19 protein-coding genes, 1 tRNA gene and 3 pseudogenes are annotated in these 22,713 nt (G+C 41.7%); 14 read left to right on the top strand and 9 right to left on the bottom strand.

The features are described 5' to 3' along the window. Positions 1 to 127 precede the first annotated feature (127 nt). From fdhD to C727_RS18725, 4 genes are all read left to right on the top strand, one after another. Positions 128 to 889, top strand: a complete 762-nt coding sequence (gene fdhD, locus C727_RS0115570) for a formate dehydrogenase accessory sulfurtransferase FdhD (RefSeq protein ID WP_017446580.1) — start codon at positions 128 to 130, stop codon at positions 887 to 889. Continuing rightward, the gene (locus tag C727_RS0115565) at positions 876 to 3,116 is read left to right on the top strand and encodes an FdhF/YdeP family oxidoreductase (RefSeq protein WP_017446579.1); all 2,241 of its coding nucleotides are present in this window, start codon (positions 876 to 878) and stop codon (positions 3,114 to 3,116) included. Before fdhD ends, C727_RS0115565 begins: the two co-directional genes overlap by 14 nt. A gap of 65 nt (positions 3,117 to 3,181) precedes the next feature. Next, a complete protein-coding gene (locus C727_RS0115560) occupies positions 3,182 to 3,841 on the top strand; it encodes an HAD family hydrolase (RefSeq protein ID WP_017446578.1) in 660 nt (219 codons plus the stop codon). A 256-nt stretch (positions 3,842 to 4,097) separates the two neighbouring features. Next, the gene (locus tag C727_RS18725; RefSeq protein WP_017446576.1) at positions 4,098 to 4,484 is read left to right on the top strand and encodes an energy transducer TonB; all 387 of its coding nucleotides are present in this window, start codon (positions 4,098 to 4,100) and stop codon (positions 4,482 to 4,484) included. A gap of 273 nt (positions 4,485 to 4,757) precedes the next feature. On the opposite strand, the gene C727_RS0115545 is transcribed toward C727_RS18725, so the two are convergent. Beyond that, positions 4,758 to 5,120, bottom strand: coding sequence for a winged helix-turn-helix transcriptional regulator (locus C727_RS0115545; RefSeq protein ID WP_017446575.1), 363 nt, complete (start codon positions 5,118 to 5,120; stop codon positions 4,758 to 4,760). Between the two features lie 124 nt (positions 5,121 to 5,244). Here C727_RS0115545 and C727_RS0115540 point away from each other — a divergent pair, with 124 nt between their 5' ends. Further along, entirely contained in the window at positions 5,245 to 5,826 is a 582-nt protein-coding gene (locus C727_RS0115540) for an NAD(P)H-dependent oxidoreductase (RefSeq protein WP_017446574.1), read from the top strand. 12 nt (positions 5,827 to 5,838) lie between these two features. After that, positions 5,839 to 6,384 (top strand): redoxin domain-containing protein, encoded by a 546-nt coding sequence (locus C727_RS0115535; RefSeq protein ID WP_017446573.1) that lies wholly within the window; start codon positions 5,839 to 5,841, stop codon positions 6,382 to 6,384. Between the two features lie 40 nt (positions 6,385 to 6,424). On the opposite strand, the pseudogene C727_RS20045 reads toward C727_RS0115535, so the two are convergent. The 4 genes and pseudogenes from C727_RS20045 to C727_RS0115525 form a co-directional block, all read right to left on the bottom strand. Then, positions 6,425 to 6,637, bottom strand: a pseudogene (locus C727_RS20045) (transposase zinc-binding domain-containing protein); the annotation flags it as partial. Positions 6,638 to 6,776: 139 nt separating this feature from the next. Next, a tRNA-OTHER gene (locus C727_RS19600) sits at positions 6,777 to 6,875 on the bottom strand. After that, positions 6,861 to 7,607 carry a hypothetical protein gene (locus tag C727_RS0115530; RefSeq protein WP_155949284.1) on the bottom strand — a complete coding sequence of 249 codons (747 nt, stop codon included), beginning with the start codon at positions 7,605 to 7,607 and terminating at the stop codon, positions 6,861 to 6,863. Before C727_RS0115530 ends, C727_RS19600 begins: the two co-directional genes overlap by 15 nt. A gap of 245 nt (positions 7,608 to 7,852) precedes the next feature. Continuing rightward, positions 7,853 to 9,418 carry an IS1182 family transposase gene (locus C727_RS0115525; protein ID WP_017446571.1) on the bottom strand — a complete coding sequence of 522 codons (1,566 nt, stop codon included), beginning with the start codon at positions 9,416 to 9,418 and terminating at the stop codon, positions 7,853 to 7,855. A 301-nt stretch (positions 9,419 to 9,719) separates the two neighbouring features. Here C727_RS0115525 and C727_RS0115520 point away from each other — a divergent pair, with 301 nt between their 5' ends. The 3 genes from C727_RS0115520 to C727_RS19595 all read left to right on the top strand — a co-directional run bounded on the left by C727_RS0115520 (position 9,720) and on the right by C727_RS19595 (position 10,837). Next, positions 9,720 to 9,968, top strand: a complete 249-nt coding sequence (locus tag C727_RS0115520) for a hypothetical protein (protein WP_017446570.1) — start codon at positions 9,720 to 9,722, stop codon at positions 9,966 to 9,968. 426 nt (positions 9,969 to 10,394) lie between these two features. Beyond that, complete coding sequence (gene tnpA, locus C727_RS0115510) at positions 10,395 to 10,703, top strand: IS66 family insertion sequence element accessory protein TnpA (protein WP_017446568.1); 309 nt, start codon at positions 10,395 to 10,397, stop codon at positions 10,701 to 10,703. Then, positions 10,700 to 10,837: a hypothetical protein gene (locus C727_RS19595; protein ID WP_017446567.1), complete on the top strand. Its 138-nt coding sequence runs from the start codon at positions 10,700 to 10,702 to the stop codon at positions 10,835 to 10,837. The genes tnpA and C727_RS19595 overlap by 4 nt, the downstream gene beginning before the upstream one ends. 22 nt (positions 10,838 to 10,859) lie before the next feature. Here C727_RS19595 and C727_RS19415 read toward each other — a convergent pair. Next, a pseudogene (locus C727_RS19415) lies at positions 10,860 to 11,036 on the bottom strand (integrase core domain-containing protein); the annotation flags it as partial. 73 nt (positions 11,037 to 11,109) lie between these two features. On the opposite strand from C727_RS19415, the pseudogene C727_RS19410 reads away from it, so the two are divergent. Beyond that, positions 11,110 to 11,780: pseudogene (locus C727_RS19410) on the top strand (transposase); the annotation flags it as partial. Between the two features lie 932 nt (positions 11,781 to 12,712). Here the strand turns inward: C727_RS19410 and C727_RS0115490 are convergent. Beyond that, positions 12,713 to 13,588, bottom strand: a complete 876-nt coding sequence (locus C727_RS0115490) for an AraC family transcriptional regulator (RefSeq protein ID WP_017446565.1) — start codon at positions 13,586 to 13,588, stop codon at positions 12,713 to 12,715. 141 nt (positions 13,589 to 13,729) lie between these two features. On the opposite strand from C727_RS0115490, the gene C727_RS0115485 reads away from it, so the two are divergent. From C727_RS0115485 to C727_RS19185, 4 genes are all read left to right on the top strand, one after another. Further along, positions 13,730 to 14,842: a Zn-dependent alcohol dehydrogenase gene (locus C727_RS0115485; protein WP_017446564.1), complete on the top strand. Its 1,113-nt coding sequence runs from the start codon at positions 13,730 to 13,732 to the stop codon at positions 14,840 to 14,842. A 3-nt stretch (positions 14,843 to 14,845) separates the two neighbouring features. Next, on the top strand, positions 14,846 to 15,658 hold the full coding sequence (locus C727_RS0115480) for an alpha/beta hydrolase (protein WP_017446563.1): 813 nt from the start codon (positions 14,846 to 14,848) through the stop codon (positions 15,656 to 15,658). 217 nt (positions 15,659 to 15,875) lie between these two features. Next, positions 15,876 to 16,487 carry a hypothetical protein gene (locus C727_RS0115475; protein WP_017446562.1) on the top strand — a complete coding sequence of 204 codons (612 nt, stop codon included), beginning with the start codon at positions 15,876 to 15,878 and terminating at the stop codon, positions 16,485 to 16,487. A gap of 64 nt (positions 16,488 to 16,551) precedes the next feature. Further along, entirely contained in the window at positions 16,552 to 20,169 is a 3,618-nt protein-coding gene (locus tag C727_RS19185) for an Ig-like domain-containing protein (RefSeq protein ID WP_017446561.1), read from the top strand. A 119-nt stretch (positions 20,170 to 20,288) separates the two neighbouring features. Here C727_RS19185 and gnd read toward each other — a convergent pair whose 3' ends face one another. Together gnd and C727_RS0115455 are read right to left on the bottom strand one after the other, a co-directional pair. Beyond that, positions 20,289 to 21,755, bottom strand: coding sequence for a decarboxylating NADP(+)-dependent phosphogluconate dehydrogenase (gnd, locus tag C727_RS0115460; protein ID WP_017446560.1), 1,467 nt, complete (start codon positions 21,753 to 21,755; stop codon positions 20,289 to 20,291). Between the two features lie 8 nt (positions 21,756 to 21,763). Then, on the bottom strand, positions 21,764 to 22,696 hold the full coding sequence (locus C727_RS0115455; protein WP_017446559.1) for a sugar kinase: 933 nt from the start codon (positions 22,694 to 22,696) through the stop codon (positions 21,764 to 21,766). Positions 22,697 to 22,713 lie beyond the last annotated feature (17 nt).

Below are 22,713 nucleotides of genomic sequence, written 5' to 3'. Positions count from 1 at the left end.
TAAAAGTTATTAACCTCGTTAATTATGATAGACAAGCCCTATCATAAGATAAAAATTATTAATTAGCGACTGGGAGCATACTCTTTTAGTCTTACTCGTTATTTAATAATCGCGTAAAGCAAAATATATGTCAGCAGACCACCCGTCTCTCGCCCAATTAACCGAAGAAGTTGCAGCTGCAATTACGATCAACGGCATTAACTATGCTGTAATGATGATCAGCCCATTTCAGCTAGAAAATTTTGCTATCGGCTTTTTATACCATGAAGGTTTACTGACCAGGCTATATGATTTACATGAATTTGAAGTGATCAGCGACGGTGATTTTATTGAACTACAAGTGACCCTAAGTCAGCGCAGTTTTTCGGCTTTTAAACAAACCAAGAGAAGCTTAAAAGGCACTTCAGGATGTGGCATATGCGGAAAGCAAGCACTTACTTATGCCTTTCCAAAATTGCCTTTAGTAAAACCAGCCCCTGCGCCCGACCAAGCACTTTTACTCGGCTTGCGAGACAAATTTTCTAAGCGCCATCAAGCCGCTCACAACGGTGCTGCTATCCACGCCGCTGCGGTGGTAAATAAACAAGGTGAGTTCGATTTTTTTCAGCAGGATATCGGCCGTCACAATGCACTGGATAAAGTAACCGGCGCTATGTTACTCGCTAAAAACTCACCAGTTACACGAACTGTTTTAATCTCCAGCCGATGCAGCAGCGAGTTAGTGCAAAAGGCCATTAAATCCGGTTATGGCAATTTAATTAGCTTAGCATCGCCGTCAAAAATGGCGGTTAAGATGGCCGCAGCACATCAACTGAATCTGATTCATATTGGTCGTCAAAACACGATAAACTATTATCTCTGGCAGGATTTGAACCATGCAAAAACCTGATAAAGCCGGCGGTTTACCGTCAATTCAAGCAACGTTAAAACACCTATTGCAAAGTCAACGCAGTAAAGAAAACATTAAAAACCTTGTGCGCGTTAATAAAGACAAAGGTTTTGATTGCCCCGGATGTGCTTGGGGTGACGCTAAAGATGGTTATTTTAAGTTTTGCGAAAATGGTGCAAAAGCGATTGCGTGGGAGTCGACCGAAAAAACCATCGATAGACAATTTTTTGCCCAGCATGCAGTCTCTGATTTAGCCAAACAAAGTGACTATTGGCTAGAATATCAAGGCCGACTAGCTGAGCCTATGGTTTACGATAGAGACAGCGACCATTACCAACCCATTAGCTGGTCGGATGCATTTGGATTAATCGCCAAACAGCTCAATGCGCTCTCTGATGCTAACCAGCTGGAGTTATATACCTCGGGTCGGGCCAGCAATGAGGTGTCGTACCTTTATCAACTATTTGGCCGTTTATTTGGTACCAATAACTTTCCTGATTGCAGTAACCTGTGCCATGAAGCAAGTGGCCTGGCGCTTAATCAAGCAATTGGGGTGGGCAAAGGAACAGTAACATTAGCAGACTTTGACGCCGCCGACCGGATTTTTGTATTAGGGCAAAACCCTGGGACCAACCACCCTCGCATGCTGAATAGTTTAAAAAAAGCAGCTCAACGCGGGGCTAAAATTATTAGCTTTAATAATTTAAAAGAAGTGGCGTTAGAAAAATTTACCAGCCCACAAGATCCTGTTGCTATTTTAACAAAGTCATCGACCAACATTAGCCATTTATATTTAACCCCTAAACTAGGCGGGGACATGGCAATTTTACGCGGTATTAACAAGATGATTTTAGAAACCCATCCAGATGCCATTGCCAAAGCCTTTATAGAACAAAATACCACAGGGTTTGCTGAGTTTGTTACGCAAGTAAAAAATACCAACTGGCAAGATATTATTGCACAAAGCGGTGTCGACAAAGATCAGATAGCAGATGCAGCTAACTTATTTTTATCTGGCGAAAATGTCATCACCTGCTGGGCAATGGGCATCACCCAGCATAAACATTCGGTGGCAACCATTCGAGAAATTGTTAATTTGCACCTACTCACTGGGCAACTTGGACGACCGGGTGCTGGACTCTGCCCTGTCCGTGGTCATAGTAATGTGCAAGGCAATAGAACTATGGGCATTAACGAAAATCCTCCAGCGGCTTTATTAAACGCACTTGAACAAAGATACCACCAGAGTATGCCCCGTCAGCCTGGCCATAATGTGCACTTTGCGCTAAAAGCGCTTGCGAGTGGCCACAGCAAAATATTAATTTGCCTAGGTGGCAATATAGCCGCAGCTTCGCCCGACACTGAATTTACGCAAAGCGCATTAAAAAATGCCCAGCTCACGGTGCAAATTAGTACCAAGCTAAACCGTAGCCATGTGACTCCGGGACAGCAGGCGTTAATTTTACCCTGTTTAGGTCGCACCGAAATAGATAAGCAAAAAAGCGGCCCACAGGCGGTCACTGTGGAAGATACTTTTAGCATGGTTCACGCGTCTATAGGTCGCAGCGAACCCATCAGTCCACAATTGCGCTCAGAAACCGATATTATTGCAAATATTGCCCAAGCAACTTTAACGAACAAAAATATAGATTGGTTAGCTTGGCGTGATGATTATCGACTGATCCGCAAAGAAATAAGCCATGTGATTGAAGGTTTTGCCGATTTTGAAAACCAAATCAAACAACCGCACGGGTTTCATCTAAGCAACTCGGCGGCTGAACTCAACTGGCGCACTGATAATAAAAAAGCTAACTTTTTGGCTAGCCAACTACCAGATCTCAATACCGATAAATTTGTTTTGCAAACCTTACGGGCACACGACCAATACAATACGACCATTTATGGTTTAAATGATAGGTACAGAGGCATTCAAAACGAACGTGATGTTATTTTTATTAACGAAAAAGATATGCAAGCACTGGGTTTTGAATCAGGTCAACAGGTCGATATCACTTCGCATTGGCCAGATGGTAAAGTTCGTAAAGTCACAGGATTTAAGCTGTATCCTTACCAGATACCCTGTGGAAATTTAGCGGCCTATTACCCAGAAACTAACCCATTAATACCAATAGACAGTTTTGGTGAAGCTTCATATACACCAACGTCAAAGTGGGTTGAAGTCAGTTTGCATAAATCGGCAGAGCAATCGATAAGAATTAAACAATAAGCACTGTGATTTAAGCAGACTTTTGTTTACAATTTTATCGACACTCAATAATCATTAAGGATCATATGACGCAAAATAAAATCTCCGCTATCGTATTTGATAAAGACGGTACTATTTTTGACAGTGAGCAGATTTATTGCCAATCATGGGTTGAGTCAGCCAGAGCATTTAATGTACATTTTACCGCACAAATGTACGACGAATTTGTCGGCGTACGCGCAGCCGAATGTTTTGAACGTGCCCATAAAATGTTTGGGCCAGATTTTCCAATGCAAGACTTTATAAAGTACAACCGAGCTTGGATTGATGAACGTAAAAACGCTGGCATGCCAATAAAACCGGGGTTTGTTGAATTTTTTGACGCAGCAAAAAAAACCGGCTTACCATTAGCTTTAGTGACTTCTAGTGCTAAAGAATCGGCTGAGCATAGCTTTACCGGCACAGATTTTCGTCAGTTTTTTGATCAAGTGGTGACCGGCGACCAAGTTGCAAACCCTAAACCTTCTCCCGAATGTTACCAATTAGCCAGTCAAAAGTTAGCTGTACCTTGCAATGAGATGTTAGTGTTTGAAGATTCAACGGCTGGTGTAACAGCCGCGCTTGAAGCAGGCTGCCAAACCGTTTGCATTCCTGACTATTTACCGGTTGAACCTGAGCTATTAAAGCGCTGTGCCCATGTGCTCAATAGTTTTGAAGACGCTTTGTTTTTACTGCAAGATCTATAACCAATAAGCAGCTGGCCTATTTATCAGCTGCTTTTTCTACCCTTTGTAAATCAACATCCCCATAAAAACAAAGCAAGTTGTGCCCGCCTCACTGTGCATATAAAAATAAAATTGCAATAAGTGATTATTTTGACTTAAATTAAACCAAACTAGCAGCATCTGATTATACCTGTTGTCTCGTTTGCCCGTTCAACAAGAGATTCATCCACATTCAATGTGTATGAACATTAAAGCGTTATTTGCACTGGAGTTATAAATGAGAATATTAGGGATAACAGCAGTTTTATTAGTGATTTCAGGCTGTAAAACAACACCTATGAACGTATGTGAGACCTATCCCGGTTCGTATCCGGCAAACTATACTTATATACCTGATGAGATACAGCCGATTGTTAGAATTGAACCGAGATACCCCAAAAAAGCATATGAAGATGGGGTTACTGGCTTTGTTAAACTCTCGTATAGTGTAATGAATGGCTCAGTTTCGAACATACAGATAATAGAGTCTTCGCCCGAAGGTGTTTTTGATAAAGTATCGATAGCAGCCCTGCAAAAATGGAAATACCAAGATACGTTCAAGGATTGTGTTCAATACCCAAAAGAATACAAGCTAGAAACACGGTTGGACTTTAATCGGAATTAGTTCAATTAGGTAATTGTCTGCAATCGGCAAAAACTAGATATTAGGTACTAAATTATAGTAAGTAGAGCGAGCTTTATACAACAATTTCGAGAATGTGCGAGGGTCGAAAACTCACTCAAACACGTGTTTGGACGTAAACAATTTAGAGCCGAAGGGCGGCTCTGTGCCAAAAGCTGACTAAATAACCCCAGTGTTTAGGAAAGTTCTAAAAATCACTACACAACGCTTGTAAGCATTTGTCTATGTGAGCGTAGGTTTAAAAATTGAGGGGGTTCACAAATCTATTTTATTAGAAGTAGACCATATACGTAATTCATCAAGTATGTGTAAAGCTGAGCGCCCAAATTCCGTAAGCTCATAAGTCACCCCAATAGGCCGTGTTGAAACGACTTTTCGAATAACCATGCCATTGCCTTCCAGTTCTTTCAGCCGCTGATCAATCATTTTTTTACTGGCCCCGCCCAACATGCGGGTTAAATCGTTGAACCTGACAGGCTCATCTTTCAAATGGTAAATGATAGAGCCTGTCCATTTGCCACCAATTAACCTCATCCCCTTCTCAATAGCACAGGGTTCCATGCAGGCGTTTAAAACTTTTTTTCGCCCCTTACTATCTGTTTTTACTTCACTTTCCAAAATAAACCCTCCGGCAAATAGGTGGTAACCAAAAGTATACTAGTTGAACTTTGTTCTCAGGTTACTATTATACACCTGGAGTATTCAATAACATAGTGTTTATCTGTTTAGTGGAGTTATAACAATGAAAAATGTATTAATTATTAATGCACACCATTACTACCCATTTGCTCAAGGTCGCCTTAACGCGACGCTTGTTGACAATGCCGTATCTATATTAGAAAGCAAAGGCTATTCAACCCGGGTAGTGGCAATCAAAGAAGATTTCAATGTTGAGCAGGAACTGCAGCATCACCAATGGGCAGACGTTGTATTGCTGCAAACTCCGGTTAACTGGATGGGCGTGCCTTGGTCGTTTAAAAAATACATGGACGAGGTTTACACTGCGGGTATGGGTGGTGCACTGTGTAATGGCGATGGTCGCCATCAGGATAACCCAAAAGCCAACTATGGCCGTGGCGGCACGCTTACCAACACAAAATACATGATGTCATTAACCTTTAACGCCCCTGCTGAATCTTTTGATGATGCCAAAGAGTTCTTTGATGGTAAGAGTGTCGATGATTTGTTGTTCCCGATGCATATGAACTTCAAGTTCTTTGGTATGGCGCCGATGCCAACCTTCGCGTGTTTTGACGTAATGAAAAATGCCGATGTAGAGAATGATCTAAAGCGTTTCGAACAGCACCTCAATGCACATTTCTAAAGGATGATTGTAATGACCACATTAAACTACACCCAAAAGTTGCACCCTGGCAGCGCCTTTCCTGAAATAATGGCAACTCTGTTAAATGGCGAAACAGTAACCTTGGGTATGCCCCAAAACGGCGCAGACTGGCAACTCGTTGTGGTATATCGGGGCCGTCATTGCCCCATGTGCACACGCTATTTAAATGCACTGGAAAAAATGAAATCGAGCCTAGCGGATATTAAGGTCGATATCATCGCGGTATCGAGTGACAGCAAATCACAACTGCAAGCGCATCTGGAGCAGCTAAATATCTCATTTCCTATCGCTTATGGTTTGACGCTGGATCAGATGAAGGTGCTTGGCTTGTTCATCTCTGATCCAAGATCGCCGCAGGAAACCGACCATCCGTTTGCCGAGCCGGGTGTATTCGTCGTTAATGCCGAGGGTAAAATCCAGGTTGTTGATATTTCGAATAACCCCTTTGTCAGACCGGATTTAATGACTTTAGTTAACGGCTTGGCATGGATACGCGACCCGAATAATCACTATCCAATTCGTGGCATGCACCAGTGAGAGCGAAAATAAAATGGTACTCAAGGTTAGTTACCGTATATTGACATTGAGGGCAACCGCGATGTCGGCAAGAGTTAAAGTGCACCCCGCATAAGTGACCATTCTCACAATATTGGGCATGACTTCCCATTGCTGCAGTTCGACAGCGACTGATAGCTTGAGCTGCTTTTAATTGATAAAGCGGCACATTGAGTCGAATGTTGGTATCGCTCAATTGAGATTGAAATAGGGATTGTATTGAATATGTTTCCATCTAAATAAGATAGAATATAACTGGATTTTTATCCAGTTATAGTTGCCGTTTAATAACTTCCCCGAGCTTGCGAGGCATGTCCAATGCAGCCATAAACCAAGCAACGGAAAAAGCATCGATTTGATGGCTTTGTTAGCTGAGACCCACCTGAGACTCGAACTCAGAGCTACTCCTTCATAAACACCCTGCAACAAGGTGTTTATGAAGGGAGTTGCTTTACCGATTAAGCGAGTGGATCATAATTTTCTTCTATAATTTTGGCGGATTTATCCAAATCATAGGCATATTGAGAATGTATGTAATTTTGAGCAACCCTTTTCAGTTTCTCATGATTCTTCCCATACTTTCGCCAATTTCCGAATGGAACTGTAGCATAGATCATACTTTCCGTTGGCTCTAGTAACCCCGCAATGATTTCCGTGTAATCTAAAAGGAATTGACACCAAAATTTTATATCATGGAAGGTTACACTGTCTGGATCGTTTGGCGCCGTAATCATTCTATATTTATTCCGAATAAATTCGATAGATACCTTTTTCGATTTGTAAAAATCAATTGCCTTTTTCTTATTTTCATCACTCGGATGAACTACAGAATTCCGTAATATTCTGAAATAGTTAACTGCGTCGGTCTCGTATCTAAAGCGGGTCTTACTTTCTGGCTCTTTAGTGAAGTTCTTTTCAAGAACTTCTATTGGAGACACTTTTTCGAGGCTTTTCCAATTGAAACCAAAGCGCTTACATTCTAATTCTAACTCTTCTAAAAACAAGTCAAAACCACTGTAAATTGACACCAATGAAAACCTTGTCTGAGAGTTGATTATTTTTTCGGAAGCTACCCCTTCAAGCTTTATTCCTGCCTCTTCAGATTTTTGAACCCAGTAATTTTTATTAATGCTCTCACACTTTTGAGATGCAAGCAGAGAAACGTGGACAGCGGCGGCCTCAGCCGTGAGTTCGCCGATAAACAACTTAAAGTTTCTAACACTCGGAGGTCGATACATGCTCATTCAGCTAACGAGACTGTAGAAAAACCCTTTTTTTAAACTAGAGTTCAACCACAATCTATTTAATTGTTAATTTATAACTCACTTTTACCTATTTTTTTTAATTGATCAACCATTTGATAAATAATATCCAATCGATAAATAAACTGAACAGCGTTTAAACCTTGTATTCAGCTTTGTTAAGCGCGGTTTTAGGCATATCCCCCCCATTAATGCCTTAATGTTCCATAATTCGTCAGTTTTTCTATATTATGCACTAAACAATACAACTGCCATTGGCCTTGTACTTTAGTTTGCCCCCGCAAGCTAAACTGGTGTAACCGTTTTTGTGTGCCTATATTGGCAAACACGGGCTCTACCGTCGACATTCTGTGGCTGTAGATATGTTTGCCTTTTTCGCTGTCTACCCTATGTTTCATCCAGTCTGTATAATTCGGCTTTTTATCGTTTTTAAAGCTAAATGATACTTGTCTACCGTTGCCTTTTCTATGATTAGCCGAGTCTGGATTATGCATACAGTGGCTTTTAATTGGGCAATGCCTGCATTGCAACAATCGACCTTCAAAATAAATGGTTGTCAGACCTGAGCCATTGTCTTTAATACCACGAAAACTTAAACGTTCGCCTGACGGACAAGTACAGCTAAGCGCGGTTGGATCAAAGTCAAATTCACTCGCAGGTATGGTCTGTTTACGCTTTTTATTTTTACCATCTTGATGGCGTTTGCCATATTTTGTTTTTTGCTCGCTAAACTTGGGATCGCGGCTTCTGAACTGGTTATCCGGTATATAACCGTTAATTTGGTTTTCGTGTAAATATTTCATATTGGCTTCGTTCGTAAAACCGGTATCTGCTGTCACGATTGTGCCTGTTTGATAAATATTGTCGCTGATATTTAAGCGTTTATATCTTGCTTTTACTGCATTTAAGATAGGTTGCAAACTGTAGTGCTCTTGCCCTTCACCAAAGGCTTGTGCATCCACTATAATTTGGTGTTTTTTATCCACAGTTGCCAGTCCGTTATAGCCTTGGATCGTACCTTTGCTTGTGGTCATTTTTGCCGACTGATTATCTGTTATATTGCTTTTTACTTCTTTGTTTCTTCGCCCTTGTCTTGGCTTATTTGTGTTTAAAAATTTATCTATTTTATCGTGTGCTTGATTGAGCGTGGCTATCATTTGCGCGTGGCGTTTTTGCTGAGCATCCTCTGTTGTTTGTTCGTTATTATCTTCTGCCTGGTGTTTGTTTAAATAGTGACGGAGCTGCCGTTTTATTTTATCGCGTTTTTGTTCAAGCTCTTTAAACGTATAAGACCATTCTTTGGCCGCGTTTGATGACATTTTGCAGCCATCAATGGCAAACAGTTCGTTGCCTAGTAACCCTTGTTGATGGCATATCAATAAAATCTGTTCAAACAGGTTTTCTATTTCTTGCGAACGCCCAGATACAAATGCGGCTATCGTTGTAAAATGCGGCACGCTGTCACAGCTTAGCGCTTTAAAAATAATGTTGGTTTCGCAGCACCATTGGATCTGGCGACTTGAGGTAATACCTTTAGAATAAGCGAATAGAATGATTTTTAGCAACACAGCTGGGTCGTAGGCAGGTCGGCCATTTTCATCATTTTTATATTTAGGATAAAACACGCTTAAATCGAGTTTGTGCTCAATTAAATAGTGGATGGCATGTTCAAATGTACCGGCTTGCAGTTGGTCTTCGTAATTAATAACAACCATGCTAGTTTGGTTGTAGTTGGTGGGGATAAACTTAGGCAAAATCAATCTCCTGTGAAGATTTGATACACCTATTAGATCACAAACCGATCTGTGGTTAAAGCAATATTTTGAGGTTTTTCTACAGTCTCAACGCCCGCTTAACAGGCGCAAAAGGCTTGGCTATAATTAGGAACGAAGTGACGCCAGCCAAGCTTTTTGCGTCCCTTTCATTATTGCTTTGTTAGGTTTTTATTGCTGGATAATATAAGAAATAAGAATTAAAAACTATACTAAAGTGTAGGTATAACGCGTTGACATTTATAATAGAATTGATATTCAACTTTTCTTACAAGGGAATATTATGAATACTCAACAATGTGATATAAGAGAGCTTACTTTAACTGAATTAAACGAAGTTTGCGGAGGAGATGCATATGAAGCAAGTCGAATTGGATTGGCAGCATACCAAACTGGTACAGGAATGCTATTTGGAAATCCATTAAGGGTTGCGACAGGTGCATTTGCATTAGGTTATTACGGAGCCACGGCACTTGGTGCAGACGATCTTGGCAGAGCTATTGGAAGCTGGCTGTACGATACATTTAATTAAATATAATCTAAGGGCTTTCAACTAAATCAGATAAAAGTCCTATAAAGGAAGTAATCGTGAATTTGAAGAAAAACGTAACAAAAGCTGAGATACTATGGATTGTTTTAGCTTTTTTCATAACAGGACTATTGCTTTTACTTGGTTATAAAGTTTTTCCACAAACTATGTTCGGCCAATTTTGCCAATCGGAATTCGGTGCAATAATAGTATTATTTGTTATAGCGGAGATTTGTCATATTGGTTATAAGATGACAAGAGGCAGGACCAATGAGGCTAACGAATAGCACCTGTAAACCTAACGCTAAGCTTTGGGCGCAGGCACGTAGGGCATATTAGCGAAGCGTAAGCGTCACTAAATCAACCTCTATACTTTCAAACGAACTCGCGTAACACTCTATTCCACATTAATTCCGCAGGAAAAAAGATATGAGTGAACGCGAACAAAAATGGCAAACCCTCAACGAGGCATGGCAAACTTCCAATTTATCCGGCGCAGCTTTTTGCCGCGCGCAAGGCCTCGTCTATCACCAATTTTTGTATTGGCAGCATAAAGTGCAACAGAGAGAAAAGCATCCGTCAGATGCAGAGGCCAAACAACTTATCCCAGTTCAGCTCACGCATCAAGCAACTGCGAATACCGCACCCCTACAATTACAACTCCCCAATGGCATCGTTATTCGTGACGTGACCTCAGCCAATGTGCAAACCGTTACGCAGTTGTTGAGGCTGTTATGAAAACACGCTATTTTCGACCAGCACTGACATTGCCACAGATTTACCTCTATCGAGAGCCCATTGATTTTCGTAAACAAGCCCATGGTTTAGCTGTATTGGTAGAGCAAGAGTTGGGGTGTAAATATCCCATTTAGGTAACAGCTTTATCGTAGAATTTTATGCTGCATTCTTAAACTCAATGGGCGTCATATCATCAAGTGAATCATGCGGCCGTTCGTTGTTATAAAGTTCTTTCCAATCATGGGTGATTTGCTTCACTTCATTTAGGTTGGTGAAAATGTAGCAATCGAGCACCTCGTCACGATAGGTGCGGTTAAATCGTTCAATGTATGTAGTGGTAGAGTGATTTTGGCCACCTAATTAGAGGATGTTATGATTAATTCATAGCAGAATTAGGTGACAAAAAATGGCAAAGAAATCACGTAAAAATTTCAGCCCAGAATTTAGATTAGAAACAGCGCAATTAGTACTAGACCATGGTTACACACATGAGGAAGCCGCTAACGCAATGAATGTTGGATATTCAACTATTGGAAAATGGGTTAAACAATTAAAAGAAGAACGGCAAGGTAAAGCACCAAAAGCAACACCGATGACGCCAGAGCAAATAGAAATCAGAGAACTTAAAAAGCGAATTGAACGTATTGAATTAGAGAAGGAAATTCTAAAAAAGGCTACGGCTCTGTTGATGTCGGACTCACTGAATAATTCGAAATAATCGAAAAACTCAATCAGAGCCATAAAAATCGATATCCAGTTAAGATGCTATGTGAAGTTTTTGGCGTTCACCGAAGCAGTTATAAGTATTGGTTAGTACGAGATAATTTACCCTCAACAGAACAACTCGTATTACAAGAAAAAGTCAGGGAAGCTCACGAATTAAGCTGCGGCTCGGCTGGTGCTCGGACGATTAGTGACATAATTACTCAAGATGAAAGTGATATAACCTTAAGTCGCTACCGAGCCAGTAAGTTGATGAAAAACCTTGGTTTAGTAAGTTGCCAATTACCGCTGCAACATGCTTATAAAAAAGCAGCGAAAGAGCATGTCGCTATTCCAAATTTATTGGCTCGACAAAGATATATCATTGGTTATTATTACAGCCAAGTTAGACCACATCAACATAATGACGGGTTGACACCAAACAAGTCAGAAGACAATTTCTGGCTAAACTATAAAACTGTGGCCAATTTAACTTGACCACTACATACGGCTCAAGCCTCCACTAAGGCAACCTAATGTTACCCAGCAATATCACAATGCAGTTAAGACAGGTTGAACCCATGTGTTTCGTCTGTAATTGTTGGTCCTCCTATTCTCCAGATATTCCTGATAGTCAGGATCATAAGGAGTTGACCCACTTCGGATCTTGATGTGTCTTTTGATAGGGAGAAATACAGGCTTACCTTGTTCCGTATGTCACGCAATATCGGGTTAGATGCCCACTCTAGTGCGGAGAGCGTATTGATCACGAAAGATAACTGCCCAAGCTCTTTCCTACTCTCATTGCCGTTTGGCCACAGCGTATAAACCACTTCCGCTGCTTCTCGTATAACGCACCTTACATGGATTCACATACGTTCATCATACTGATTCCCTAGCACTTACCCGATTGTGGTTATCAGGAAGAAACGCCTCTCACGATTTGTTTCCCACCAAATTGGCTTTGTTACATTGTCTGGCTCGCTGTTTTATTCAGAGCCATAGGGTCATCTGGTGATACAGATGGTCCACTCTTATCGCGGTGAACAGCGCTTCATACGACTTCAAGTCGCACGGGCAGAAACGAGCTACGTCTTTAGTCCCGCTAGCGGCACAATCCGCACAATTGTTCGGAAAACTTCTAAGCAATGTCGCCACTGCGTTTTTTGATTTGCGGGCAATACTTTTTGCTAATAAATTATCACCTCTTGCCCGCAACCTATAAACTTTCTTTAATCACCTTGCTCAATAAGCATTTATGCAAAATCCTCGCTCATTTCATAACTAGGGTTTGTTATAAAAGGCAACTAATCAACTGCTTTTGCCAATAAATGATCATTTAACTGACTTTTGTATTTTTTTGGTGTCACGTTAAATTGTTTTTTAAACAGTGCAATAAAATGTGACGGGCTGGAAAAATCCAACTCATAACTAATTTCAGTCACACTTTTGTTCGATTGGCTCAATAGCCGCGCTGCGCTGTATAACTTGTGCTGATTGACATACTCAGAATAATTGCAGCGAAAAACGCTTTTAAACAAACGCGAAAAATACGACGGTGATAAATGGCACAACTCAGCCGCCTGCTCTAACGGCAAATTGACCGCAGACTGGTTTCGAAACTGTTCAATAACTGGTTGTAATCTTTGATAATTTTGTTTTTGTTTTATCGGTGCAGCTTTATCTGAGTTCAAAGCTTTAGCTTTGTCGGCCAACCATAATAAAATCACATCTAATAATGCTTTGCATAGCTCGCTATGCGGATCGTTTTGATAAGCCTCAAGTAGCCAATTAACTTGCTGTTGCAATGCGGCTCGGTCGGTTTGATTTAATCGCAAATGCATTCCGCGCTGAAAAAACAGCCGAGCATTCATTAACGACTTAGCACTTAACAATTCAGGTAAAAACTGAATGATATACCAACTTTTAGCGCCATCTGCTAACGAAAAATCGTGGGTTTCTAAACAAGGTGTAAATACTATGTCATTATTTTTTATAACCGATTGGCCTTGGCTATAAAAATAAGTCCCTTCAACTTGCTTAAAAATAATAATTTCATGCACTTCGTGAAAATGCATAAAACAACTATAAAAATCGTCAGCGTTATAGCTCACTTCGTGAATTTCGAAGTTATAACCTTGCTTAATACAAAAAGGTTCACAATATACTTTTGCTGTTGTCATTTGACCTCCGCGGATGGGAACACTAAGGATCGCACATAATAGTCAAAAATAGCAAATATTTGACATTTACCGACGCATCTTTTACAGAACCTTTGTTAACTCCATGTTTAAATGCTCGTCATTTACTATTCGGAGAAATGTATGCTGACGGCAAAAGCAATTGTATCTAACGGCCAAGGCCAGTTTGAATTAACTCAAGTGCAAGTAGGCGATCCGGGTCCAGGCGAAGTACAGGTAAAAATTTACGCGTCTGGCATTTGTCATACTGATTGGGATTCGGTGCAAAACTGGAATAAAACCTTTATTGTTGGGCACGAAGGGGCCGGTGTGGTGACTGCAGTAGGCGACGGAGTGACTAAAGTCGCAAAAGGCGATAAAGTTATTTTAAATTGGGCCATCCCGTGCGGAGAGTGTTTTCAATGTTTAGAGGGTAACCCGCACATATGCGAAAACAACTCGCCTGTTTGTGGCTGTGGTTTAAAGGGCCACGCACACGAAGCGGCTACCACCAACGAGCATGGCCCGCTTGAACGTTCCTTTCACCTTGGCACCATGTGCGAGTATACCGTCGTTAAACAACAAGCAGTCGTAAAACTCACCACAGATATGCCGTTTTCATCTGCGTCTATTGTTGGCTGCGGTGTTATGACAGGTTGGGGTTCTGCGGTTAACGCGGCCAATGTTAAAGCCGGCTCTACCGCCTGTGTGATCGGCTGTGGCGGTGTTGGTTTAAATGTGATTCAAGGTGTAGCACACTCAGGCGCGGCAAAAATTATTGCCATTGATATTAGCCAAGAGCGATTAGAGCAAGCTAAAAAGTTTGGTGCAACACACGGCATTATCGCCAAAAAAGAAGACATAGATTTTGTTGATGTCGCAGCTGATGTAAAAGCGCTTAACGGCGGTCGTGGTGCTGATTATGCATTTGAGTGTACAGCAATCCCTGCATTAGGATCAGCACCGTTAGCGCTTATCCGTAGTGCAGGTACGGCTGTTCAAGCGAGCGGCATAGAACAAAGAATCGACTTTGATTGTGAATTGTTTGAGTGGGATAAAATTTATATCAACCCATTATATGGACAGTGTAATCCCGACCGAGACTTCCCGCGTTTGATGTCGTTATACGAATCTGGCCAATTAAAATTAGACGAATTAGTGACCAAAACCTACAGCATGGATGAATTAGCACAAGGGTTTGATGACATGCTTAATGGCCGTATCGCAAAAGGTGTTATTAGGATTTGTGAGGAATAAACTGTGGCTATTTTAAGAACTGAAGTGTCTAATCCGGCCCACACGCCGGACAACTGTCAATTTGTTACGGTTTTTTCGTCTTATTTAAATCGTCGCCAAGATATTCTCTATTACAATGTCAACGCCGACGGTAAAAATCTGCCGGTGATCATTTTATTGCACGGGGTGTATGGTAATGCCTGGGTCTGGTTGCATCTAGGGGGAGTCGACAAAGCTTATCAAAATATTAAAGCCGAGCTTGGCGGCATTGATTTTATCTTAGCCATGCCGTCAGACGGAGGGTTGATGGACGGCAGTGCCTACTTGCCGCTGCCACAATATGGCGACTTTGAAAAATGGATTGTTGATGATGTGGTACAAGCGACAAAACAAACAGTGCGCCAAGTGAGTGAAAGCAGTCGTTGGTATATTTCCGGTTTGTCTATGGGTGGTTATGGTGCGCTGCGCTTGGGCGCAAAATATGCAGATAAATTTAGCGGCATATCAGCCCACTCCTCTATCTGTCAATTAACTGACCTAGCCCACTTCACATCAACCAACTTATCTGAATATAAAACGCTATTCAGTCAAGAAGCCGAATTAGAGTACTGGTTCAAGTTACATCAAGCACAACTGCCGCCCCTAAGGTTTGATTGCGGCAAAGATGATGTTTTATACGCGTCCAACGTTGAACTGAATAACTGGTTAACTCAGCATGAGTTTAACTATGAGTTTACAACCTTTGACGGCGAACATAGTTGGGATTACTGGCATCAACATGTGCAAACGACAATCGCGTTTTTTGCTGACATAGAAGCGTCTTTCGGGCGTTTATAAACGCAAACATAATAGACATAATTTTGGTTTATTAATCATTATTAATGCGGGGCACGCCCCGCTTCTCTTGCCACATACAAAAAACAAATCATTGACAAAAACAAATTAACAATTAACATAACTGTTAACAATAATCTTTATTATGTTTACTTTTGTGTGGCCCCTCTCAGTTATGTTGTCGTTAGGCGAGTCATCCTCTACCTTTTGGAGAATGCTTGTGAAAAAACTAAATATTTTATTAACCAGTTGTTTATTACTTGGCACCAGTCTATCTGCCCAAGCTGGTTTAACCATAACCCCAGATCAAACCAATTACCAACCTGGCGACAATATTGCGTTGCAAGTGAGTTATCTGTTTGATGGAGACGAGACAATCGACAGCATTATTGAGTATGACGTCGATTTTAACTTTGATGCCAGTCGTATTGCGTTTAACAATCTGTTATTGGCCGAACCCTATCAGTCGCTAGATGCGGATGCGGATGGTTTTAATGATTGGGATCTGGTGTTAATCGACGATGATAAAGACATTGGTGAAGTCTTTGCCAGCCTGTTTTATTTTGTTGATCCAAGCACAGCTGCACCTTTTGCCAGTGGCAAAACAAGTTATGAACTGTTCGAAATCAACTTCACCGCATTAACAGCGGGCATCGGTGATTTTGAAATAACCAGCTTTAATTTATACGATTCGAGTTTTGAGGAACATATATTATCGGCGAGTGCTGGCGACCAAATGCAAACCAGCATCACCACTCAAGTACCTGAACCTTTAGGTTTGGCGGCGTTTTTAACTTTATTGTTCGCCCATCGACGAAAATTTAAAAAATAAATCAATGCGGCCGATGCGCCGCATTACCTCCTCCCCTTAGCAAAAACAAACTTCAGGATATGTTATGAAAACTAAAAAGCTCAGCAGCTTGCTTGCTATTTTGGTTTGCAGCGCATTTAACCCAGTTTATGCGGTGACAGAAACCGAAATTAACCTTAACGTTCGCCACAATACCAATGGTGCAGATACCTTTGATCGCGAGCGTTTCGTTACCATACATGCGTCGTTAACAGAAAATGATCTCAAAGGCGAAAATCAAGTCATTGACTATCTAGTGAATGAACTCGATGTTTATTTTGGCCGCGATAATGGCAGTATGGTTTGGCAACTCAATCAGTCTCAAGAAGATCCCAATCGGCCTGGATATGTTGACCCTAATTGGATGTCAACTGCCGGTAAACGGCAACGTGAAGTTATCTGGGGTCAAAATAGCCAGCATTTGCATGCTTATGAAAACAACGAAAATTTGATGATTGGGGGTCAAGCTCATGCCCATATCCCAGGCCATATCACCACACCATGCTGCGGCGGTACCAGCTGGACTATAGGCAGCGGCGATGCCATTGGCGAATATATGGGGCATTATTTAAACGAATTTTATCGCAACCCCGGCCAACCAGTCGAGATGGGGCACGAACGACCTGAATATTTAGAGATATTAAACGAGCCGCTTTGGGAGTTAGTGACCACAGGCAGTTGGCAGCCGTTGCAAGTTTTTAACTTGCACAACGAGGTGGCTGAAGGCATCAGACGGGTCAATAGCGAAGTCAAAATCGGCGGCTATACAACGGCATTTCCTATTTTTGAAGAAAATAACTTCCAGCGCTGGCACGACAGGATGAAATTATTTGTTGATACCAGTGGCGAATACATGGATTATTTTTCGCTACATTTTTACGACTTTAATAAAAAAGGCAACGCGAACAAAGCGGGATTTGATAGCCCGGTTAACTTTAAAGGCAGTCGTATAGAAGCCACGTTAGATATGCTCGAAAACTATAGCAAAATTGCCTTAGGTGAGACCAAACCATTATTAATTTCGGAATATGGTGGCCGTGATCATTCATTAGAAGGAAAACCCTGGACGCCACAGCGCGACTGGGTATTTATGAAAGCCATGACGCCGTTAATGATGAGCTTTTTAGACCGTCCCGACCAAATCCTTAAAACCATTCCATTTATTACATCAAAAGCAACTTGGGGTTATGTAGATGGGGTGCCTTATAACTGGCGCTTATTAAGACAAGAACACGAAGCAGAAGGTGAAGTCGGCGACGACTGGGTATTTACCGAGTTAGTAAAACTATATCAACTTTGGCAAGGCGTTAATGGAACCCGTGTAGATAGCCGTTCTACCAATCCTGACGTTATGCTTAACACATACGTAGACGGCAACACAGCCTGGGTGGTATTGGCCAATTTAGATAACCAAGAAGAGCCAGTATTTTTAAACTATTTTGAAGACTATGGTTTAACGCCACAATCTATCCAAGTACGACACTTGCATGCTGATAACACAGGCGCTCCAGTACTAAACACCTTTGAGCTAGCAAATGATGAGCCTATGTTTACGCTAGGCAGTGAAGCCAGTGCCATCGTTAAATTAACTTTTGCCAATGAGTTAGTGATTGATCAAACCAGTAATGAAACAAAATATTATGCAAATGAGTATTTAACTCCAATCCAAGCTGGCCAAGATATAACTTTTAATATCAATGGAGTAAATACGTCAGCTTTTGGTGAAGCTGTTATTCGTATTGGTTTAGGTCGTGAACATGGATTATCGCTAAAACCAGAAGTTTGGTTAAACGGCAACTCGGTTATGGTAGAGCAAGAAATCCAAGGGGATGATCAAAACCAGCGACCTGCGTTTTTTGGTTTAGTCCGTGTGCCCGTTCCAATGTCGCAAATACAAACCGATAACCAAATAAAAATCCGCTTTTCAGACTCAGGCGGACATGTCAGCAGCGTCACCATGCAAGCCTACCAATTTAGCAGTGACATTCGCAATAAAACAGCCGACGTCCAAAACGTTATAATAACGCCACAAACGCAAATTCTGGCAGCCAATAATCAAAGCCAACTAGAGGCCTATGCCCTACCCTTTTATGCTCAAGACAAGGCGTTGAGCTTTGTTTCTAGCGATCCTTCTGTAGCTACTGTTGATAGCTCAGGTTTAGTCACTGCGATATCGCCCGGCACTGCCACTATTACAGCGAGTTCAAACAATGGCTTCTCTGATACCGCCGATGTTCAAGTTGAAGATCCTGTGCCTGCTTCTATTAGCTTTGACAACAGAAATCAGTATATCGCCACTGAATATGTTAATACTCAGACTTTGCCCGTAAGCATCAATTATGACGCTGGCACAGGTTATCGCATTGACGAGCGCTTTTCGGGTATCAGCTATATGTTGCGCGAATTAAGATCCGACTGGACTGTTGTGAAGGATCTTGTGTTCAATGACAACCAAGTTATCGGCAAGCAAAGAGGCACCTCTATGGTCAATTTACCATTGGCGGGCATCACCCCAAGTTCAGAGTTACCGGATGGCCATTTTTACTTTTTATTTGTGCGATTTGGCTCAACCTCGGGCGAAACTAAATCTATTGGCGTTAATCCAATTACCATTATTAGTGACCCAGACGCTATCCAGGCCTCATTAGCCTTAGATGATCCAGCAAAATACCTTAATCAAAGCTATCAAAGTGGCAGCGCAATGCAGGTCACGACTGATTTTCATGCCGGTACGGGCCAAACCATAGGCGATAAGTTTAACGGCATTCAATATATGTTGCGTGAGCTTCGCCCTGATTGGTCTGTGGTAAAAGACTACCTTGCCGTTGACGACACTGTGATTGGTCAGTCTCAAGGTACCTCAACTGCCAGTATCTCATTGCAAGGTGTGCCAGCCAGTGATGAACTACCGGATGGCCACTTTTACTTTTTATTTGTTCGCTTTGCTGACTCGAACGGAAAGCAAGTAAATACCGCTGGTTTGCAACCCATTCATATCGAAGCGAGCGAGGTGCCAGCAGGGTTAACCTTAATCAACAAACAAACGCTACTAAACAGCGACTATTCGGCTAATAGCCAGTTATCGGTCGAAATAGATTTTGCAGCTGGCACTGGGCAAACCGTATCAGGCGATCTCAACGGGATTAAAGTCATGTTGCGCCACCTTAGAGCTGATTGGTCGGTCGTTAAGGATATTGTAGTTGACGACAACTCGGTGATCGGTGAACAAAACGGACAAGTTACCGTACAAGTACCACTCGCTGGGGTCACGCCAAGCAAAAAGCTAGCGGATGGTCACTTTTACTTTTTATTTGTGCGATTTAAATCCAGCAACGGCACTGTATATCAAACAACTGCACATCCTATTAGTATTTTAGCTGATTTTGATTCAGATGGTGTCGCAGATAAGCATGATGACGATGATGACAATGACGGCGTATTAGATGTTAATGATGCATTCCCGTTCAATGCCCAGCTTGGAATTTTAGGTGATTTTGACAAGGACGCAGATGTCGACCGCAAAGATCTCGCTCTATTTGTTCGTTATATTCGCGATCCACAAAAACGACATATCGAATTCGATTTTGATGGCGACGGTCAAGTGCACAGAAATGATGTCCGAAAACTAAGAGATTTATGTACTAAACCTCGCTGTGCAGAATAAAGCTCAAGCGGCGCAAGCCGCTTGTTTTTTTACTGTTCAACGTTGAATAACAAGCTAGATATCAAAAAAAGCCGCACATTAAATTGTGCGGCTTTTTTATTTTTTAACGCGAGATTATATTAAACGTCGTAAGTAGTAGAGGCTGTGTCGCCGCCACGGCCTGTCCAGTTAGTATGGAAGAACTCACCACGGTTTTTGTCTTTACGCTCATAGGTATGCGCACCAAAGTAGTCACGCTGAGCTTGTAACAAATTAGCTGGCAAGTTAGCCGTACGATAACCGTCAAAATAAGTTAATGCAGAGGCTAAACAAGGTACGCTAATACCGTTAACAGCAGCCTGAGCAATCACTTCACGCCAGCCCTGCTGTGCGTTTTGAACAACGTCGGCAAAATATTCGTCTAATAATAAGTTACGTAAGTTCTCGTCTTTATCAAACGCAGTTTTAATGTTGTCTAAAAATACTGAACGTATGATACAACCACCACGCCACATTAATGCGATAGCACCATAGTTTAATTTCCAGTTGTATTCTTTTGCCGCTTCACGCATTAAAGCAAAACCTTGTGCGTAAGAAACGATTTTAGAGGCTAAAAGTGCATCTTTTAAGCTGTTTAAAAAGGCCTGACGGTCACCTTTAAATTCAGGTTTTGGACCTTTTAATACCGAAGACGCATCTACACGCTCTTCTTTAATGGCTGATAAACAACGTGCAAATACAGCTTCACCGATTAAGGTTAATGGTACACCTAAGTGCAACGCAGTAACGCCTGTCCATTTACCTGTACCTTTTTGGCCAGCCGTATCTAAAATGCTTTCAACTAATGCTTTACCATCTTCTTTATATCCAAAGATGTCGGCAGTAATTTCAATCAAATAACTGCTTAATTCAGTGTTGTTCCACTCAACAAAAACCTCTTTAATTTCGTCAGCTGTCATGCCTAACAGGTCGCGCATTAATAAATAGGCTTCACAAATTAGCTGCATATCGCCGTATTCGATGCCGTTGTGAACCATTTTTACAAAGTGACCAGAACCGCCATCTCCGACCCAGTCACAACAAGGTGCAGTTAACTCACCGTTTTCGTCTGCAACTTTTGCTGAAATACCTTGGAAAATTGGTTTAAGTGAAGGCCAAGCACGCTCATCACCTCCAGGCATGATTGAAGGACCTTTTAATGCGCCTTCTTCGCCGCCAGACACACCAGAACCAACGTACAACAGACCTTTTTCAGCTAACGCGGCAGTGCGGCGATCTGAATCTTCAAACTGACTGTTGCCGCCATCAATAATGATGTCACCTTCGTCTAAGTGGGGTACTAGTTTTTCGATGAAATCATCAACTGGCTGACCCGATTTCACCATTAACATAATTTTGCGAGGTTTTTCTAACGAAGCAACGAGTGATTCAATCGAATCAGCGCCACGAATTGTTTTTCCTTGAGCACGACCAGACAAAAATCTTTCAACTTTGTCGTAGCTGCGGTTAAATGCAGTTACTGTAAATCCTTTACTAGCCATGTTTAAAATCAGGTTTTCACCCATTACGGCCAAACCGACGACCGCGATATCTGAAAGTTCTTTCATTTTAATCTCTACTTGTTGTTGGCGTTAAACGTTTGTTGATACAACTGTTTATCTATGATTGCACCGCTATGTTGAACCACTTCTCTGGCAACAGAATCGGCATTTTTAATCGAGTTTACTAAGCTACTACCGGCGACACGAGAAGCTAAATAAGTACCAGCAAAAGAGTCCCCTGCCGCGGTTGAATCTACTTGTTTAGGCGCTGGATTAAACGGAATATGACATTCTTCTTGACCAGAAAACGCGTATACCCCAGCTTTACCTGCTTTGATCACAAACTCGTTTACCTGGTGAGATTGCATAAAATCACGTACATCTTCAACCGTTTTATGACCAAAAATGTCTTCATGCTCGTCTAAACCAGGTAGAGCAATATCAGCTAACTGATACGCTTTAACGATCCATTCTACAGCATGTTCTGTGTTTCGCCACATACGAGGGCGAAAGTTAGGATCAAAAGCGATTTTTGCGCCAGCACTTTTTAGCTTTGTTAACATTTCGAACAGAGTTTTTTTATTTTCATCAGATAGAATACCCAATGAAATACCGCTTAAAAAGATGCAGTCAGCTTTCGGCAACTTGTCAGTACCGCCAGCGGAGGTTAATAGCTCTACCATCCGAGTTGCGGCAGAATCTTTTCTCCAGTAAGTAAATGAGCGCTCGCCTGTCTCATCCGTCTGAATGGCATATATGCCAATGTTTGCAAGGTCTGTTGTTAGCATGGCATCTGTGCCAATATCTTCTGTCCCCAAGTAGGCTAGCATTTGTTCACTAAACAAATCTGAGCCCACTGCAGAGTAAAAATAGATATCTAATTCAGGTGCCCAACGCTTTGCGTAAATTGCAGCGTTTAAAGTGTCTCCGGCAAACTTATGTTCGAGTTTGCCGTCATTCATTTTTAATTCAACCATGCCCTCGCCGAGCGCTAATATACTTCCCATTTAACCTCCACAGGTTT

This window comes from Gayadomonas joobiniege G7 (assembly GCF_000300815.1).
In the GTDB taxonomy this organism is placed as follows: domain Bacteria; phylum Pseudomonadota; class Gammaproteobacteria; order Enterobacterales; family Alteromonadaceae; genus Catenovulum; species Catenovulum joobiniege.
This window is presented reverse-complemented; position numbering and strand designations above follow the sequence as displayed.

What these genes read in the sequence shown, in the direction of transcription:
- C727_RS19595 (WP_017446567.1), top strand. Translation starts at nt 10,700, where the DNA reads ATGAAAACACGCTATTTTCGACCAGCACTGACATTGCCACAGATTTAC.
- tnpA (WP_017446568.1), top strand. Translation starts at nt 10,395, where the DNA reads ATGAGTGAACGCGAACAAAAATGGCAAACCCTCAACGAGGCATGGCAA.
- C727_RS0115540 (WP_017446574.1), top strand. Translation starts at nt 5,245, where the DNA reads ATGAAAAATGTATTAATTATTAATGCACACCATTACTACCCATTTGCT.
- C727_RS19185 (WP_017446561.1), top strand. Translation starts at nt 16,552, where the DNA reads ATGAAAACTAAAAAGCTCAGCAGCTTGCTTGCTATTTTGGTTTGCAGC.
- C727_RS0115490 (WP_017446565.1), bottom strand. Translation starts at nt 13,588, where the DNA reads ATGACAACAGCAAAAGTATATTGTGAACCTTTTTGTATTAAGCAAGGT.
- C727_RS0115560 (WP_017446578.1), top strand. Translation starts at nt 3,182, where the DNA reads ATGACGCAAAATAAAATCTCCGCTATCGTATTTGATAAAGACGGTACT.
- C727_RS18725 (WP_017446576.1), top strand. Translation starts at nt 4,098, where the DNA reads ATGAGAATATTAGGGATAACAGCAGTTTTATTAGTGATTTCAGGCTGT.
- gnd (WP_017446560.1), bottom strand. Translation starts at nt 21,755, where the DNA reads ATGAAAGAACTTTCAGATATCGCGGTCGTCGGTTTGGCCGTAATGGGT.
- C727_RS0115455 (WP_017446559.1), bottom strand. Translation starts at nt 22,696, where the DNA reads ATGGGAAGTATATTAGCGCTCGGCGAGGGCATGGTTGAATTAAAAATG.
- C727_RS0115565 (WP_017446579.1), top strand. Translation starts at nt 876, where the DNA reads ATGCAAAAACCTGATAAAGCCGGCGGTTTACCGTCAATTCAAGCAACG.
- C727_RS0115520 (WP_017446570.1), top strand. Translation starts at nt 9,720, where the DNA reads ATGAATACTCAACAATGTGATATAAGAGAGCTTACTTTAACTGAATTA.
- C727_RS0115485 (WP_017446564.1), top strand. Translation starts at nt 13,730, where the DNA reads ATGCTGACGGCAAAAGCAATTGTATCTAACGGCCAAGGCCAGTTTGAA.
- fdhD (WP_017446580.1), top strand. Translation starts at nt 128, where the DNA reads ATGTCAGCAGACCACCCGTCTCTCGCCCAATTAACCGAAGAAGTTGCA.
- C727_RS0115535 (WP_017446573.1), top strand. Translation starts at nt 5,839, where the DNA reads ATGACCACATTAAACTACACCCAAAAGTTGCACCCTGGCAGCGCCTTT.